The organism is Actinoplanes sp. CA-030573, assembly GCF_050951115.1.
Lineage (GTDB): Bacteria > Actinomycetota > Actinomycetes > Mycobacteriales > Micromonosporaceae > Actinoplanes.
On the sequence record NZ_CP192038.1, the window covers coordinates 6,450,119 to 6,466,815 of the forward strand.

At 70.8% G+C, this 16,697-nt stretch carries 13 protein-coding genes; 2 read left to right on the top strand and 11 right to left on the bottom strand.

Going from position 1 to position 16,697, the window contains the following annotated elements:
• Positions 1–150 precede the first annotated feature (150 nt).
• Positions 151–2,370 carry an MMPL family transporter gene (locus ACQP2F_RS29760; RefSeq protein ID WP_433293098.1) on the top strand — a complete coding sequence of 740 codons (2,220 nt, stop codon included), beginning with the start codon at positions 151–153 and terminating at the stop codon, positions 2,368–2,370.
• A gap of 55 nt (positions 2,371–2,425) precedes the next feature.
• Here the strand turns inward: ACQP2F_RS29760 and ACQP2F_RS29765 are convergent, their stop codons facing one another.
• Complete coding sequence (locus tag ACQP2F_RS29765; RefSeq protein WP_433293100.1) at positions 2,426–3,661, bottom strand: YncE family protein; 1,236 nt, start codon at positions 3,659–3,661, stop codon at positions 2,426–2,428.
• A gap of 149 nt (positions 3,662–3,810) precedes the next feature.
• On the opposite strand from ACQP2F_RS29765, the gene ACQP2F_RS29770 reads away from it, so the two are divergent.
• Positions 3,811–4,983, top strand: coding sequence for a PucR family transcriptional regulator (locus tag ACQP2F_RS29770; protein ID WP_433293102.1), 1,173 nt, complete (start codon positions 3,811–3,813; stop codon positions 4,981–4,983).
• 9 nt (positions 4,984–4,992) lie between these two features.
• Here ACQP2F_RS29770 and ACQP2F_RS29775 read toward each other — a convergent pair whose 3' ends face one another.
• The 10 genes from ACQP2F_RS29775 to ACQP2F_RS29820 form a co-directional block, all read right to left on the bottom strand.
• Positions 4,993–5,811, bottom strand: a complete 819-nt coding sequence (locus tag ACQP2F_RS29775; RefSeq protein WP_433293104.1) for a hypothetical protein — start codon at positions 5,809–5,811, stop codon at positions 4,993–4,995.
• A gap of 81 nt (positions 5,812–5,892) precedes the next feature.
• Positions 5,893–6,648 (bottom strand): glycoside hydrolase family 16 protein, encoded by a 756-nt coding sequence (locus tag ACQP2F_RS29780; protein ID WP_433293106.1) that lies wholly within the window; start codon positions 6,646–6,648, stop codon positions 5,893–5,895.
• A 431-nt stretch (positions 6,649–7,079) separates the two neighbouring features.
• Entirely contained in the window at positions 7,080–9,242 is a 2,163-nt protein-coding gene (gene ftsH, locus ACQP2F_RS29785) for an ATP-dependent zinc metalloprotease FtsH (protein ID WP_433293108.1), read from the bottom strand.
• 112 nt (positions 9,243–9,354) lie between these two features.
• Positions 9,355–10,500, bottom strand: a complete 1,146-nt coding sequence (locus ACQP2F_RS29790) for a hypothetical protein (RefSeq protein WP_433293110.1) — start codon at positions 10,498–10,500, stop codon at positions 9,355–9,357.
• Positions 10,501–10,741: 241 nt separating this feature from the next.
• Positions 10,742–11,602 carry a TolB family protein gene (locus tag ACQP2F_RS29795; protein ID WP_433293112.1) on the bottom strand — a complete coding sequence of 287 codons (861 nt, stop codon included), beginning with the start codon at positions 11,600–11,602 and terminating at the stop codon, positions 10,742–10,744.
• Between the two features lie 75 nt (positions 11,603–11,677).
• Entirely contained in the window at positions 11,678–12,916 is a 1,239-nt protein-coding gene (locus tag ACQP2F_RS29800; protein ID WP_433293114.1) for a D-arabinono-1,4-lactone oxidase, read from the bottom strand.
• Between the two features lie 19 nt (positions 12,917–12,935).
• A complete protein-coding gene (locus ACQP2F_RS29805; protein ID WP_433293116.1) occupies positions 12,936–13,796 on the bottom strand; it encodes a sugar phosphate isomerase/epimerase family protein in 861 nt (286 codons plus the stop codon).
• A complete protein-coding gene (locus ACQP2F_RS29810) occupies positions 13,793–14,806 on the bottom strand; it encodes a Gfo/Idh/MocA family protein (protein ID WP_433293118.1) in 1,014 nt (337 codons plus the stop codon). The genes ACQP2F_RS29805 and ACQP2F_RS29810 overlap by 4 nt, the downstream gene beginning before the upstream one ends.
• Positions 14,806–15,624 carry an ATP-binding cassette domain-containing protein gene (locus tag ACQP2F_RS29815; RefSeq protein WP_433293120.1) on the bottom strand — a complete coding sequence of 273 codons (819 nt, stop codon included), beginning with the start codon at positions 15,622–15,624 and terminating at the stop codon, positions 14,806–14,808. The genes ACQP2F_RS29810 and ACQP2F_RS29815 overlap by 1 nt, the downstream gene beginning before the upstream one ends.
• A gap of 4 nt (positions 15,625–15,628) precedes the next feature.
• Entirely contained in the window at positions 15,629–16,690 is a 1,062-nt protein-coding gene (locus tag ACQP2F_RS29820; RefSeq protein WP_433293122.1) for an ABC transporter permease, read from the bottom strand.
• Positions 16,691–16,697 lie beyond the last annotated feature (7 nt).

Sequence of the window (16,697 nt, forward strand, 5' to 3'; positions counted from 1 at the left end):
GCCCGATTTGCGGAGCCGCAAAGTCGGCGATCCGACGTCTTCGGCGGCCGTGGCGGATCCGGGTGCGACCGGGGTCCGACCCCGATGTTCCCAGCTCGCGCACTGCCTAACTTCAGCTTCGACACAGAAATCCGAGGGCAGGGGGCCCAGATGGGGAAGCGTCCGGTGACGGTACGCATGGCGCGCTGGAGCGCCGAGCACCCGTGGCGCGCGATCGCGTTGTGGGTGGCATTCGTGGCGGTGTGCTTCGTGGGCGGCAACATGGCCGGAACCCGCGAGGCGACCGCGCAGGACGACGCGATCGGCGAGTCCGGCCGCGCGTACGTGATGATCGAGGACGGCAAGTTCGCCGACGAGCCGGCCGTGGACAACGTGCTGATCACCGCCCGCTCGGGCAAGCTCGACGCCAAGGCCGCGGCCGCGGTGGCCGAGGACGCCACGGCGAAGCTCCGCACGGTCACCGGCGTCGAGAAGGTCGGCGACCCGATCCCGGCCCGCGACGGCTCGGCGCTGCTGGTGCCGATCACCATGGCCGGCGACCCGGACTCGGCCTCCGACCGGGTCGCGCCGCTGCTCGCGGCCACGGCCGAGGTGCAGGCCGCCCACCCGCAGCTGCGGGTCGAGGAGGTCGGCGGCCCGTCCATCGGCAAGGCCCTCGACGACACGCTCGGCAAGGACTTCCAGAAGGCCGAGATCCTCAGCCTGCCGGTCACCCTGGCCATCCTGATCCTCGCGTTCGGCGCGCTGATCGCGGCCGGAATCCCGGTGCTGCTGGCGCTGTCGTCGGTAGCCGCGGCCATGGGCCTCTCCACGCTCGCCTCGCACCTGGTGCCGATGGGCGACGCGACCGGCAGCGTGATCCTGCTGATCGGCATGGCGGTCGGCGTCGACTACTCGCTGTTCTACGTCCGCCGGGAACGCGAGGAACGGGCGAAGGGCCGCGGGCACGTGGACGCGGTCGAGATCGCGGCCGAGACGTCCGGGCACGCGGTCGTCGTCTCCGGCACCGCCGTGATCATCGCGATGGCCGGGCTGTTCCTGGCCGGCGACTCGACGTTCTCCTCGCTCGCGACCGGCTCGATCCTGGTCGTGGCGGTGGCCGTGCTCGGCTCGCTGACCGTGCTGCCGGCCCTGCTGGCCAAGCTCGGCCGCTGGGTCGACCGGCCGCGGGTGCCGCTGATCTGGCGCCTGCGTGGCCGCGGCGGCGACGGCCGGGTCTGGCGCAAGATCCTCACCCCGGCCCTCCGGCGCCCCGCCGCGACCCTCGCGGTGAGCGTCCTGGCCCTGCTCGCGCTGGCGGCGCCGGCGCTGGGCATGAAGCTCAAGTTCCCGGGGACCGAGGACCTGCCGCGGACCACGGCGGCGATGCAGGCGTACGACCGGCTGACCGCCGCGTACCCGAGTAACGGCACCACCCACGTGGTCGCCGTGCAGGCGCCGGCCGGGCAGGCCGACGCCGTGAAGACGGCGCTGGTCAAGCTGGCCGGCAGCACCCAGGGCGATCCGTTGTTCGCCCCGCTCGAGACCACCGGACCGGACATCGACGTCTCGGCCGACCGCACGGTCGCCGTGCTCAACCTGGCCACGCCGTTCTCGGCCCGCAGCGACCAGGCCGCCGACTCGCTGCACGAGCTGCGGCAGCAGCTGGCCCCGGCCGCGCTCGGGTCGATTCCCGGCGCCAAGTACGCGGTGGCCGGCGCCGTCGCCGAGAACGAGGACTACGCCAAGCACATCTGGCACACCCTGCCGATCGTGGCCGGCTTCGTGCTGGCGCTGACGTTCCTGGTGATGGCGTGGACGTTCCGGTCGGTCGTGGTGGCATTGACGTCGATCCTGCTGAACCTGCTGTCGGCCGGCGCGGCGTACGGGCTGATGGTCCTGGTCTTCCAGAACCATTGGGCGGAAGGGCTGCTCGGCTTCACCTCGACCGGCGCGATCGTCACCTGGCTGCCGATGTTCCTGTTCGTGGTCCTGTTCGGGCTGTCGATGGACTACCACGTCTTCGTGGTCTCCCGGATCCGCGAGGCGGTGGGCCGCGGGGTGCCGACCCGGGAGGCGGTCGCCGACGGCATCGCGGGCTCGGCCGGCACCGTGAGCAGCGCCGCGATCGTGATGGTCGCCGTCTTCTCGATCTTCGCGACGCTCAGCACGATCGACATGAAGCAGCTGGGCGTCGGCCTGGCGGCGGCGATCCTGCTCGACGCCACGATCATCCGGGCGGTCGTGCTGCCGTCGCTGATGACGCTGCTCGGCCCGGCCAACTGGTGGGCGCCACGCTTCCTGCGGCCGCGCGGCCGGCACGCCGCGCACGGCCTCCCGTCGCCTTCGGACCCCGACGAGAGGGTGCCCGAGCTGGTGGGTGCGCCTTAGTCCCCGTCCGTACGCCGATGGGCCGCCCCGCCGAGTCGCGGGGCGGCCCTTTTCGTTACGGCGCGGTCCAGCCGGCGGGGATGTGCCCGATCCGGACCCGCTGCGGGTGGTCGCCGACGGCCACGGTCGCGACCCGCTGCCCGGTGGCGAAGCTGATCGCCGACACCCGGTCGGCGCCCGACTCGGAGATGACGCAGTCGAGCCCGTCGCCGCTCACCGTCGCCCAGTACGGCTTGCTCGCGGTGACCAGCGGGCCCGGCGTGAGCGTCGCCCGGTCGACCACGGTCGCATAGTCGTCCATCGTCCCGGCCACGCACAGCTTCGAGCCGTCCGGGCTGATCGACAGGCCGTGGTGGCGCGAGTCGTTCACCCACGTCGTCCGGTCCGGGTTGGTGGCCGGGTTGAGCGGCAGCTCCTTCACCCGCGTGATCTTGTCGGTGGCGACGTCGTACTCGACCAGTCCGCCGAAGAACGAGACCTGGAAGTACAGCTTGGACTCGTCGGGCGTGAAGACCGCGGGGCGCACGGCGTCGGAGAGGTCCTTGCGGCCGAACGCGTCGAGCCGGGGCCGCATGTCGATGGTGCGGACCACGCCGTACGTCCTGGTGTCCGCGATCGTGATGTGCCGGTCCCCTTTGGTCCAGTCCAGCGACGGGTCGTCCAGCGACGTGTTGACCTCACCTATCGACATGTTCCACAGGTAGCGCCCGTCGCGGGTGAAGATGTTCTCGTGCGGCTTGTCGCCGGCCGTGAACGAGCCCAGCTGCCGGCCGGTCACGATGTCGAGCACGTGCACCGTGTTCGAGGTCGACGCCGACACCGCCACCGACTTGCCGTCGGGCGACACCGCCATGTGGTCGGCGCGGTACCCGGAGACGGCGAAGCGCCAGCGCACCGCGCCGGTCGCGAGGTCGATCGACACCACGTCGGCGAAGCTCGGGCGGGACGCGACCAGCGCGTCGCCGGCCGGCGTGGTGTACATGTCGTCGACCAGCTGGTCGTGCCCCTCGCCCGGCCCCTGCTGGATGCCGAGGTAGTAGGCCAGCTTGATCGGGTTCAGGTAGATCTCCAGCAGCCGCTGGGTCTTGTCCGGCACGACGTTGATCCGGCCGAGCTTGGCGAAGTCGCCGCGCGAGTGGATGACGTCGACCGTGCCTTCCCAGTTGTTGCCGACGAACATGACCTCCTGCAGCGCCGGGCTCTGCGCCACCGCGGGCGCGCTGACGGCCAGGGGAAGAAGCGCGACGAGTGCGCCGAGTACGCCCCGAAGCGGTCCGATGTGTACGGTCATGACAGGGTTCTCCCGAGAGGTTCCACAACACGGGTCGGGGCTGTTACTTTTCAGTAACACAATGGGAACAAGCTGACGACCGACGTCGATAGAGGGCCACACCCAATGCCACAGCCGCTCCTTGTGCCCTGCGGACAACCGGCCCGGCCATGCTGACCGGCACCGTGGCCGCGCTCGTGCGCGACATGTCCCAGGACGTGCAGCTGGTCGACGACGTCGTCGCCTCGGCCCGCGCCCAGTTCCCCGAGGTCGCCCGTCTCCCCTGGGCCGAGAGCCGGCGCCACGTGGCCGCCCTGCTCGCGGCCGGCTTCGCGGCGTTCGAGCGGGCCGCGGCCGAGGGCGACTTCGGCAACGACCTCGACTTCAGCGAGGCCCACCGGTTCGGCGCCGAGCGGGCCGCGCTGGGCGTTCCGGTGGCGGGCCTGATGGCCGGCGTGCACGGTGGCCGCAGCCGCCTGCTGGAGATCGCCATCAACCGCGGCCGCGAGTCCGGCATCCCGTACGACGAGCTGCTCCAGGCGTTGCTGAAGCTCGACCGCTACGGCACCGAGCTCGAACGCCACGTGATCGATGGCTACCGCCAGGCCGAGCGCGAGCTGAACCGCGACGACCGCACGAGCCGCATCCGCGTCCTGCGCCGCCTCCTGCTCGACGACGACGGCGCGCCGGCCGCGCCCGAGGAGGACCCGGCCCGCTTCGGCCTGCACGCGAGCGGCACGTACCACTGCGTGGTCACCGACGTCGCCGACCCGGTGCGGGTCCGCGCCCTCGAGGAGGCCTTCGCCCGCTGCGGCGGCGTCCTCGCCCCCGTCGGCGGCCGGCTGAGCGGCCTGACCCCGAGGGTTCCGACCGGCCGCGCCCTCGACCCGGCCGTCCTGGTCGTCACCACCCCGCCGGTGACCCTCGACCAGGCCCGGTCCGCCTACCGCCTGAGCCGCACCGCCCTGCACGCCGCCCGGGCCCGCGAGTCCACCGGCATCTGCGACGTGGTCGAGCTGGCCGGCGAGACGGCCCTGGCGGCCCAGCCCATGCTGGCGTCGTTCCTGAGCGACAACCTGCTGGGCGCCCTCTCCCCGGGCGACGACTTCCACCGCGAGCTGGTCGCCACCGCCGTCGCCTACCTCGACCACGGCCAGCGCCTCGACCTCACCGCCGGGGCGTTGCACCTGCACCCCAACACGGTCCGCTACCGGCTGCGCCGCCTCCAGGACCTGACCGGTTTCGGCACCCCCGCCGAGGGCCTGCCCGTCCTCGAGACGGTCCGCTGGTGGTGGGCGCTGCGCGCGTGGTCCCGCCAGTCGACCCCTTCCGCCGCGTCCTGACCGCGCCGCTCACGCCGGCTCGGTGCGGATCATCCGGACCAGCGCCCGAATCCCGGTCAGCAACTCCTGGTGATCCCCGATCCCGTCCAGCGTCGCCTCGATCCGCCGCGCCATCTGGTCGATCCGCTCGCGCATCCGCTCGTCGCGCGCGCGACCCTCGGCCCGCTCGGCCGCCTGCGCGTTCTCCAGCCGGGAGAGGTCTACGTCGACCCGATCCCGCAGGTGTTCGAGGTCGTCGGCAAACGCTTTCGCCGTACGGCGTAAAGCCTCCACCGCCTCCTGCTCGAAGCACCGCCGCTCGTAGAGGTCGGCACCCTGAGTGACCACGGTGCCCTTCAGGGCGGCCACGTCGTCCGGCGGGAAGCTCCCCTCCCGCCGCAACATCAAGAGCCGCTCGCGCAGGTGCGACAGGAACGCCGCCGCCGGCCGGATCGCCGTGGTCAGCAGGAAGAAGCCCGCGACGTACCAGCCGGCCACGCTCCCGGTCGCGATCGCGAACACCGCCGACACCGCCGCCGTGACCAGATGGCCGCCGACCGCGAGCCACAGCGTCCGGCGGGCGATCAGCCGCGCCTCACGGTCCCGGTCGAGCGGGATCCCGATGCCGCGCTCGCGCCCGGCCGCGTTGCGCCGCAGCACCTGCCGCGCCTCGAAATGGAGATTCCAGGGCAGCGTGACCAGCACCACCGTCCACATCAGAGCGGCGACCCCACCACCGACGGCGAAAAGCGTTTCCAGGGGTACGCCCGCCAGCCGCCCCAGCCACGCGAACACCAACGCGACGGCGCCGCCGCCCACCACCACCGCCCACCACCGCAGCATCCTCATGGCCGTCACTCTTGCCGGCCGCCCGGCCCGGGCCCAGCGCCGCCGTACTCATCGACGGTATGGACGGTTGAGCACGCGTACTCAGGCCGGCATCCGGTAGATCCGGACCGAGTCGACGTCCATGACCACCTTGTCCGGCGTGCGCGCGTCCCGGCACGGGATGAAGTCGTCGCACCCCTGGTCGAGCTGGAGGGCGAGGTGCATGACCGACTCGGTCGGCAGCCCGGTCTCGATCTGCCCCGGCGTCACGTTGTAGATCTTCTTCCCGTCCAGGTAGTACGTGACCCGGGTCGGCAGCCAGTCCACGGCGACGGTGTGGAACCGGGTGAAGTCCGCCTCGGTGTCGGTGCCGACCATGTGGTTGTCCCGCCCATGATGCAGAAAGCTGCCGAACGACGACCGCCCCGGGTCGGTGATCTCGGCGAGGTCGATCTCGCCGGCCGTGGGCCAGTCCGCGTTCTCCTTCGGCCACATCAGCACGACGGCCGAGTACCCGGCGCCGGCCTGGACCCGGAAGCGAACCTCCCACCGCCCGTACTTGAGATCCTTCAGATACATGACCCCGCCGCCGACGTCCTTGCCGACCCGCTGGTTCACTCCCCCGGTGATGTGCAGCATGCCGCCGGAGACCGAGACCGCGTCCGCACTGCGCGGCGGCGTCCCGTTGACGGTGTCGTAGCGTCCCCAGTCCCGGGACAACGGTCCGTCGAAGCTCTCGACGAGAATCGGATCGCCCCAGCCCGCCGGATTCGCCGGCCGGGGGGTGTTCCCGGAGGTGCCGGGCGTTTCCGACAGCAGCTCGCCCAGCCGCCGAAGAGGAACGGCCGCGGCACTCACTCCGGACGATTCGGGCACCTCCGAGCCTGTCCCCGCCGACCCGCCGGACACCGCCGCGCTGTTCGCCACCGAAGGCTGAGGGCCGGCCGCGGCGCTCTCGCCTTCCGCGGACGGAGAGGTGCCGCATGCCGCCGCCGCACCGAGAAGGAAGGTTCCGATACCAGCCACGGCCGCCCTGCGAAGATCAACCACGGACCGCAGTATTCCCGCAGCTCACGGCCCTGCGGGACCGGCGGAACGGTTCAGGAATCAGCGAAACGGCCCGCGAAAAAGGCCCTGCGGTCCAGCCGACCCGCGGGGCCCTCGCCGATTCATACCCTGGGCGATCCGCCGATCACGCGGAGGCGGACGTCGACGAGCTCGGGGTCGCGGCGCCCGGCGTTACCGCGCCCGAAGTTGCGGCGCCGGGGGGTTACAGCGCCCGAAGTTGCCTAAGTTCCCGCACCCGAGGCTGCGGCGCCCGGGGTCGCGGCGCCCGGGCTCGCAGCGCCTGGATTGGCGGCGCCCGGGGTCGCGGCACCCGGGGTCGCGGCGTCCGAGGCGGTGTCCGGGAAAGCGGGCGCGGCCGGGATGCCCGGAGCGGCCGGGATACCGGGCGCCGGATGGCCGCCGGGAACCTCGCCGCGGGCCACCGCGCCGGGGGCCGTGCTGCGGTCGATGCCGGCCGCCGCGTAGGCGTCGTCCTCGTCGAGCGTCTCGGTCTCGATCAAGCGATGGGCCAGCGAGTTGAGCTGGCCGCGGTGTTCGCGCAGCAGGCGCAGGGCATCGGCGTAACACTCGTCGACGATCTTGCGGACCTCGGCGTCGATCAGCTCCTTGGTCGCCGGCGCCACGCCGTCGAGGCCCAGCGGCGACTCCTGGCCGGGTGGCGGCAGCACCGTGACCGGGCCGATCGCGTCGGACATGCCCCAGCGGCCGACCATCTGCCGGGCGATATTGCTCACCTGGTCGAGATCGCTCTCGGCGCCGGTGGTCATGTCGCCGTACACGACCTCCTCGGCCGCCCGCCCACCCAGCGCGCCGATGATGCGCCCGCGCAGATATTTCGCCGAATAGCCGTAGCGGTCGGTGGCCGGGCTCTGGAACGTGACGCCGAGCGCCTGCCCGCGCGGGATGATCGAGATCTTGCGAACCGGGTCGGCGCCGGGCGTGAGCATGCCGAGCAGCGCATGCCCGGATTCGTGGAACGCCGTACGCTCCTTCTCCTCCGTGGTCAGCATGATGCCCCGGACCGTGCCCAGCATGATCTTCTCGAGCGAGTCGGTGAAGTCGGCCATCTGCACCTGGTCGTGCCCGCGCCGGGCGGCCAGCAGCGCCGCCTCGTTCACCAGGTTCTTCAGGTCGGCGCCGACCATGCCCGGGGTGGCCGAGGCCAGCGCGTCGAGGTCTACACCGGGCGCGATCGGCACGCCGCGGCTGTGCACGGCGAGGATCGCCCGGCGGCCCTTGAGGTCGGGCGGGCTCACCGTCACCCGGCGGTCGAACCGGCCCGGTCGCAGCAGGGCCGCGTCGAGGATCTCGGCGCGGTTGGTCGCGGCCAGCACGACCACGCCCTCGCTGCCGGTGAAGCCGTCCATCTCGGTGAGGATCTGGTTGAGCGTCTGCTCCCGCTCGTCGTTGCCGCCCAGCGACTGCGCACCGCCGCGGGCCCGGCCGATCGCGTCGAGCTCGTCGATGAAGATGATCGACGGGGCCACCTTCTTGGCCTGGTCGAACAGATCCCGTACGCGGCTGGCGCCGACACCGACGATCGCCTCGATGAACTCGCTCGCCGAGATCGAGAAGAACGGCACCTGCGCCTCGCCCGCCACCGCCCGGGCCAGCAGCGTCTTGCCGGTGCCGGGCGGGCCGGAGAGCAGCACGCCGTGCGGGATCTGGGCGCCGAGCTTGCGGTATTTCTCGGGCTCGCGCAGGAAGTCGACGATCTCGGTGACCTCCTGCTCGACCTCCTCGATGCCGGCCACGTCGGCGAACGTCGTGCGCGGCCCGGCCTCGGGCTGGTAGAGCTTGGCCCGGGACCGGCCGAAGCCACCGAGCGCGCCGCCGGCGCCGAGCCCGGCCGCCGCCCGCCGGCTGATCCACCAGAACAGCCCGACCAGCAGGATCGTCGGCCCGAACCCGACCAGCACCTGCTGCCAGATCGGCGCGGGCGCGTCCGGCGGGTTGGCGTTGACGGGCACGCCGTTGGCCTGCAGCTTGGCGAACAGGTCGTCGTCGGCGAACGAGGGCCGCTGCGTGGTGAAGCGCTCGACCTGCTCGGATTTCGTCTCACCGGAGGGCGTGTAGGCGACCTCCTTGGTGAACTCGCCCTCGATCGTGTCGGCGGTCGAGGTGATCTCCTTGACGTTGGCCGCGGTCACCTGCGTCAAGAAGAAGGTGTACGACACGTTCGTCCGCGACGGGGGCGCCAGCAGCACCGAGGAGATGATCCAGTTGATCGCGAGCAGCACGATGAGCATCCAGCCGAACCGCAGCCAGGCCGGCCGCTGCTTCGGCGCGTCGTGGCCCGGGCCGCTCCCGGGCGGCGCGCCCTCGACCCGCCACGGATGCGGGCGGCGTTGCGGAGCTGGCGATTCGGGGGCATCGGCGGCCATGAGCGCAAAGGTACCGCTTGGGTGTGACACAAAGACGCCCTCGTGACGCGCGCGACGAAAATGAGCTCCGGGCGCCCGCCACCGCTGGGACGCCCGGAGCTCGATCAGGTGCTCAGCCGTTCAGCGAGCAGGTCTTGAGACCCTCCGCGTTGAGATCCGGCTTGGCGGCGTTGCGGCCGATCGCGGTCTCGATCCGGTTGATCGTGGCGAACCGCTTGTCGGCCAGCGGGCCCAGGATCGCGTTCCGGATGAAGTTCGCGCCACCCTGGCCGACCGTGGTGGACAGCCGCTTGTCGGCCTCGGCGATCTGGGTGTTCAGCAGGTCCAGGTTGCGCTGCACCTCGGCCTGGGCCTGAGCCGGGATCGCCACGTTCACGGTGACGGCCGGGCAGTTGACGGTCGGGGCGGGACCGGTGCCGGCGGCGTTCTGGCCGGCCTGGCGTACGGTCACACCGGTGCCCTGCTTGGCCGAGGCGGCGCCGTTCGCGTTGAGCGAGCACGTCTTGAGGCCCTCGGCGTTCAGGTCCGGCTTCGGCGCGCGGCGGCCGATCGCGGTCTCGATCCGGTTGATGGTCGCGAACCGCTTGTCGGCCAGCGGGCCCAGGATCGCGTTCCGGATGAAGTTCCCGCCACCCTGGCCGACCGTGTCGACCAGCCGCTTGTTGGCCTCGTCGATCTGCGTGTTCAAGAGCTCGAGATTGCGTACGACCTCAGCCTGCGCCTCCTGGGGCACGGCCACGTTGACGTTGACCTGCGGGCAGTTGACGGTCGGCACACCGGCGGCGGCACTGCCCTCACCCGTACCGGCGCCGCTGTTGCCACCCGCTCCGTTGCCACCACCGGCGGCCGAGGTCGGCTGCGTGGCCGACGCCCCACCACCCTGATTGAGCGTGCAGGTCTTGAGACCCTCGGCGTTCAGGTCGGGCTTGGCGGCGTTCCGGCCGATCGCCGTCTCGATCCGGTTGATGGTCGCGAACCGCTTGTCGGCCAGCGGGCCCAGGATCGCGTTCTGGATGAAGTTGGGGCCGCCCTGACCGGCCGAGGTCTTCAGCCGGTTGTTGGCCTCGTTGATCTGGGTGTTGAGCAGCTGGAGGTTGCTCTGCACCTCGGCCTGCGCCTGAGCCGGCACCGCCACGGCGACCTTGACCTGCGGGCAGTTGACGGTCGGCACGGCCTCGTCGGCGGAGGCGACGCCGAGCCCGACGCCCGCGATGGCGACGGCGACCCCGGCGACCGCGCCGATCTGCCAGCGGCGCACGTTCGTGCGGGACTTTGTGAAGCGTGACCTGGAGTACATTGGGACCTGCGCTTCCCGAGAGGGGCCGTTATTCGCGTTCGGCTGGCAATACGGGAGCGCTCCCATGAGCGGATCAGCGCTTAAGAAAGACTTAATACGCCCAGCTCACGCGGCCGGGCCGGCGATCGCGGCGGAAGCTCGCCTTCGCCGGTGCGCCGCCCTCCGAGCCTTCCCGGAAGGCGGCGCGTTCGAAACCGCGCAGCTAGTCCTGCGCCCGCCAGCTGGTCGGGATGCCCGCCACGCCGGTCGAGTGGCGCTGACTGCCGGCGGCGGTCATCAACCAGATCTGCGGGTCCTTCACGACCGGCGTCGGCGGCTCCGGCGGGGGCTGCTCGTCGGGCGGCGGGGGCGGCAGCACCCCGCCGCTGGCGTACGCCAGCCACCGGCCGTCCGGCGACCAGACCGGGTGCGACTCGACCACGTCCGGCGTGTCGGTCAGCTGTCGTTTCGCGCCGGTGACCGCGTCCACGAACCACAGGTCGCCCATGGCCATGACCGCGATGGTGGTGGAGCGCGGATTCCAGGCGACGTCGGAGGCCCGGGGCAGGTCGGTCAGCACCCGCCACCCGGACCCGTCGGCGCGGTAGATCCGGATGGTGCCTTCGGCCGGCGCGGCGAGCCGCCGGCCGAGCGGTCCCCAGTCCGGGCTGGAATTGGCGAGGTTGTTGCTCAGATTGAAGTAGCCGCCGGGATACCCCTGGGAGCTGAGCTTCCAGATGTCCCCGCAGGACTCGAACGCGATCCAGCGGCCGTCCGGCGACCAGCGGGAACGCGAGGGCCCGCACGGCGCGTCGGCGATCCGCTGATCGTCGGTGCCGTCCGCCTTCATCGTCCTGATGGTGAAATGGACGCCGTCGTAGACGATCAGGGTGCCGTCGGGTGAGTAGTCCGGGGACGAGAGCGGATAGATCTCGTGCCCCAGGTCGGTCATTCCGGTGCCGTCCGGCCGCGCGCTGCGCAGCTCTCCGGGGCTGTTGCCGTCACTGGCGTTCACCGACAGAATCCGCCCGCCCGGAGAAGCGGCCGCGTTCGCCGGCGTCGCCGCGCCGGCCAGCAGTGTCACGATCGCCCCCGTGGCGAGGAGGGCTTGGCGGCCCGGCCCGTCGGAAGGGCGACACCGGCGGTCAAGGCCGGAGGCTCAGCCGAGAACGGCCTCCAGCCACGGATTCCGGAAGACGCCGTCCGGGTCGTACCGCTCCACCAGCTTCGCGAAATCGCCGAACCGCGGCCACTCCGCCCGCAGCGACTCGCCGCCGCTGGTGAAGACCTTGCCCCAGTGCGGGCGGGCGTGCAGCGGCGCCAGCACCGACTCGATCTCGGCCACCACCGGCTCCACCGCCTCGGTGTCGGCGATCCAGGTGAAGTGCAGCGCGATGCTGTCCCGCTCGTAGTTCGGGCTCAGCCACAGCTCGTCGGCGGCGATCGCGCGGATCTCGCAGACCTGCAGCACCGACGCGACCCGGGCGCGGATCGAGGCCACGGCGTCGATGGCGGCGAGGCCGTCGGTGGCCGCCACGTGCCACTCCGACTGCAGCTCGGCGCCGGCAGACGGGGTGAATTCCATGCGGAAGTGCGGCAGCCGGGTGTGCCACGGGCCGGGCTCGCCGGACTGGTCGGTGCTGTTCTGGGCGGGCATGCCCGGCACCGGATGCCGCGGGCCGTCGGCCGGTCGTGCCCCGAACCACTCGCCCGACATCGGCGCCGTCCGCTTCAGCCACGCCATGTTGGCATCCAGGCCCGACCAGTCCGTAAAAAGGCTGACACTGTAGCCATCGGCCAACATTTCCGACAGGCTCGACTCGATGGAGGCGCGCGGCACGTTGTCGTAGACGTACTGGCGCAGCGAGAAGGCCGGAACGACGTCGAGCGTCAGAGCCGTGACGACACCCAGAGCGCCGAGGCCGACGACGGCGCCGGCGAGGTCGGGGTGCGACCGGTCCAGGACCACGAGATCGCCCCGGCCGTCGATGAACTCCAGCCCGGAGACGGCGGTGGCGAGATTGGCGTTGCGCACGCCGGAACCGTGCGTAGCGGTGGCAACCGCCCCGGCGACCGAGATGTGCGGCAAAGACGCCGTGTTGTGCAGCGCCAGCCCCAACGCGTCGAGCCGGACGGCCAGCTCACCGTACTTGATGCCGCCGTCGACCCGCACGGAACGGCGATCGGCGGAAACCTCGGTGAGACGGGGCAGCCCGGCGAGCGAGAGAAGGTCACCGGACGTATCGGCCATCCGGTTGAAGGAGTGACCACTGCCCAGCACCCGCAGCGGCCCACCCCTCGCGACCAGCTCCCGCACCTCGTCGACCGAGGCGGGGTGATGCAGCGCCCGCGCGCCGAAAACGATGTTGCCGGCCCAGTTCGTCACGCGCTCGCTCATCGCCCCAGCCTACAGTTGATCAACTCACCGACTTACGAAGGTACTGGTTGACCTGGGAAAGGTTGTACCGGGCGCTGTCCTCGGCCCGCTCCTCCCAGGCGAACACGCACACCGTGGCGATCCCGTCGAAGCCGACCTCGGTCAGCGTCGAGAAGAACAGGTCCCAGTCGACCTCGCCCTGCCCGATGTCCAGGTGCTGATGGACCCGGGCGGTGGAGCCGGGCGGGTTGACGATGTAGCGCAGCCCGGACGACCCGCGGTGGTCGAACGAGTCGGCGATGTGCATCTGGGTCAGCAGCGGCCCGGCGTGCTTGATCACCGCGGCCAGGTCGCCACCCTGGTGGAACGTGTGCGGCGCGCAGTAGAGGAACGACACCAGGCCGGAGTTGATGCCGCGGACCATGTTCACCCCGGCGATCCCGTCCTCGATGAAGTCGTCCGGATGCGGTTCGAGCACCAGCCGTACGCCCTCCCGCTCGAAGATCGGCAACAGCTCCTCCATCGAGCGCCAGAACTGCGCCTCGCTCTCGCCGGGATGCGAGGGCCGCCCGTTGAACTCGGAGTTCATCACGTCCACGCCGAGATCGACGGTGATCTCGATGGCCCGCTTCCAGTACCGGACCGCCGCCTGCCGCGCGTCCTCGTCCGGCCCGGACCAGCGGTAGAGCGGCAGAACCGACGCGATTTTCACGTCGGCCGCGGCCAGTTCCCGCTTGAACGCGGCGACGTCGGCGGAAGAGGCCCGCGGATGCACGAAGAACGGCAGGAAGTCCTCGCGCGGCGACATCTCGATGTACTCGTAGCCCAGATCGGCCACCAGACGAGGCAGCGACAGCAGCGGCACCTTGCGCAGCATGTAGGGATCAAGAGCGATCTTCATCGGCCGGCCTCCGCGTAGAGCTTCGGCTGGTCGACCAGGGCGACTTCGACCCGGTTCCCGGTACGGAGTGCGGCCACCCCCGCATCGGAGACGACCGCCGCGGCATACCCGTCCCACGCGCTCGGCCCGAGCGGCTGCCCGCCCCCGGCCAGCTGGTGCACCCACTCCTGCAGCTCCACGTCGTACGCCTGCAGGAAGCGCTCCCGCCAATCGGCCGGAACGGGATTGCCCACCCGTCCCTCGCGGCGCACCGCCAGGGGCGACAGCGAGCCGAGCGAAGCGGTTCCGTCCTCCCCCACGATCTCGCCCCGGATGTCGTAGCCGTAGCGGATGTTCACCGAGGTCTCGACGTCGACGAGCACGCCGTCGGCCATCTCGAAGATCAACAGCAGCGGGTCCTGGAGATCGCCGCCGTGGCGGCTGCGGCGCGGCACCAGCACCCGCACCGCCGCGATCTCGGTGCCGAACATCCAGCGCACCATGTCGATCTCGTGCACCGCGGTGTCGGTGATCGCCATCTCCTTCTGGTAGAACCCCGGCACGCTCGCGTTCCGGTGGGCGCAGTGCATCATCAGCGGCGTGCCGATCTCACCCGCATCGAGGGCCATCTTGAGCTGGCGGTACGCGAAATCGAAGCGCCGCATGTAGCCCACCTGCACCAGCCGGCTGCCGTGGGCCACCTCCGCCTCGAGGATCCGCAGGCAGGCCTCCTGGGTGGTGGCCAGCGGCTTCTCGCAGAAAACCGGCTTGCCGGCGGCGATGGCGGCCAGCACGTACTGCTCGTGCGTGGGTCCCCACGAGCAGACCAGCACCGCGTCGACGTCCGGGTCGGCCACCACCTCCTCGCCCCGGGCATGGACGGCGGCGCCGATCCGGCCGCCCACGTCCGCGGCGACCGCGGTGTCGACATCGGCGACGGCCGTGACCGTCACCCCGTTGAGCACCGTGGTCAGCCGCCGGATGTGGTCCTGGCCGATCATGCCGGTCCCGATGACTCCGACCTTCAGCATCACTTGCGTCCCAACTCGTGCGAGAGCTCGGCCAGCTCGTCCCCGCCGGCCATCTGCTGGGTCAGCTCGTCCAGGCCGACCTCCTTGCGCGTCTTGTCGAGCGCGGTCCGGCCCAGCTTCAGGATCACGAAATGATCACCCACCATGTACGCGTGGTGCGGGTTGTGGGTGATGAAGACGACGCCGAGTCCCGCGTCCCGGGCCGCCGCCACGTACTTGAGCACCACGCCCGACTGCTTGACGCCCAGCGCCGCGGTCGGCTCGTCGAGGATCAGCACCCGCGCGCCGAAGTAGACGGCCCGGGCGATCGCCACGCACTGGCGCTGGCCGCCGGAGAGCGTGCCGATCGGCTGGTTGATGTCCTTGACGACGATGCCCATCTTGCGCAGCTCGGTGTCGGCGATCTCGCGCATCTGCTTCACCTTGAGCCCGGCCAGCGGGTAGTTGCCCGCGGTGACCTCGGATCCGAGAAAGAAGTTGCGCCAGACCTCCATCAGCGAGACCACGGCCAGGTCCTGGTAGACGGTGGCGATGCCGTGCGCGAGGGCGGACCGGGGGCTGGCGAAGGTGACCGGCGCGCCGTCCACCTTCAGCGTGCCCTCGTTGTGCGGGTGCAGGCCCGACATGATCTTGATGAGCGTGGACTTGCCGGCGCCGTTGTCGCCGAGCACGCAGGTGACCTCGCCGGCGTTGACCCGGAGGTTGATCCCGCTCAGGGCGCGGATCGCGCCGTACGACTTGCCGACGCCGTCCATCTCGATCAGTGGCTCGCCCTTGTGCAGGTGGCTGTCGGCGTGTTCGGCCAGGGTGTCGGTCATGGCGCTACCCCACCTTCCGCATCGTCGAGATGCGTTTGACGTACAGGTTCACCAGCACCGCCAGCAGCAGCATCACGCCGAGGAAGGCCTTGAACCAGTTCGGGTCCCAGCCGGCGTAGATGATGCCGAGGCTGGTCATGCCGAAGATGAAGGCGCCGATCGCGACGCCGATCGCGTTGCCGAAGCCGCCGGTGAGCAGCGTGCCGCCCACCACCGCGGCGATGATGTAGAGGAACTCGTTGCCGACGCCGCCGCCGGCCTGCAGCGTGTTGAACCGGTAGAGCTGGTGCATGCCGACGAACCAGCCGAGGAACGACACGGTCATGAACAGCCCGATCTTCGTACGCGTGACCGGCACACCGACCGCGCGGGCGCTGTCCGGATTGCCGCCGACCGCGAAGATCCAGTTACCGACCTTGGTGCGCTGCAGCGTCCACGCGGCCAGGGCGACGAAGGCGATCCACCAGATCACCGAGCCCCAGATCGTGACCGACCCGATCTTGAAGCTGGACGAGAAGACCTTCTGGAGCGAGTCGAAGCCGGCGATCTGGCTGATGTCGGGGCTCGAGACCGTGCCCGTGACCAGCTTCGTCACGCCGAGGTTGGCGCCCTGGAGCACGAAGAACGTGCCGAGCGTGATGAGGAAGCTGGGAATGCCGGTCCGCATCACCAGGTAGCCATTCAGGAACCCGATCAGCAGGCAGAACGCCAGCGAGAGCAACGCGCCGACCCACAGGTTGATGCCGTAGTACCAGCAGAACATCGAGTTGAACAGGCCGGCGGTGTAGACGATGACGCCGGACGACAGGTCGAACTCGCCGCCGATCATGAGGATCCCGACGCCGACCGCGACGATGCCGATCACCGACGACTGGTAGAGCACGGTGAAGAAGGACTCGGCCGAGCGGAACGACGGCGCGAGCGCGAAGAAGAAGATGAAGATGATGACGGCGGCCACCAGGGCGCCGATCTCGGGCCGGGCGAGCAGGCGGTTGGAGAGTCCCAGGCGTACCCGGTTGTCGGCCGGCGCCGGTGACGGCGACGGCGCTTGGACGGTCTGTGTCATGACGTCA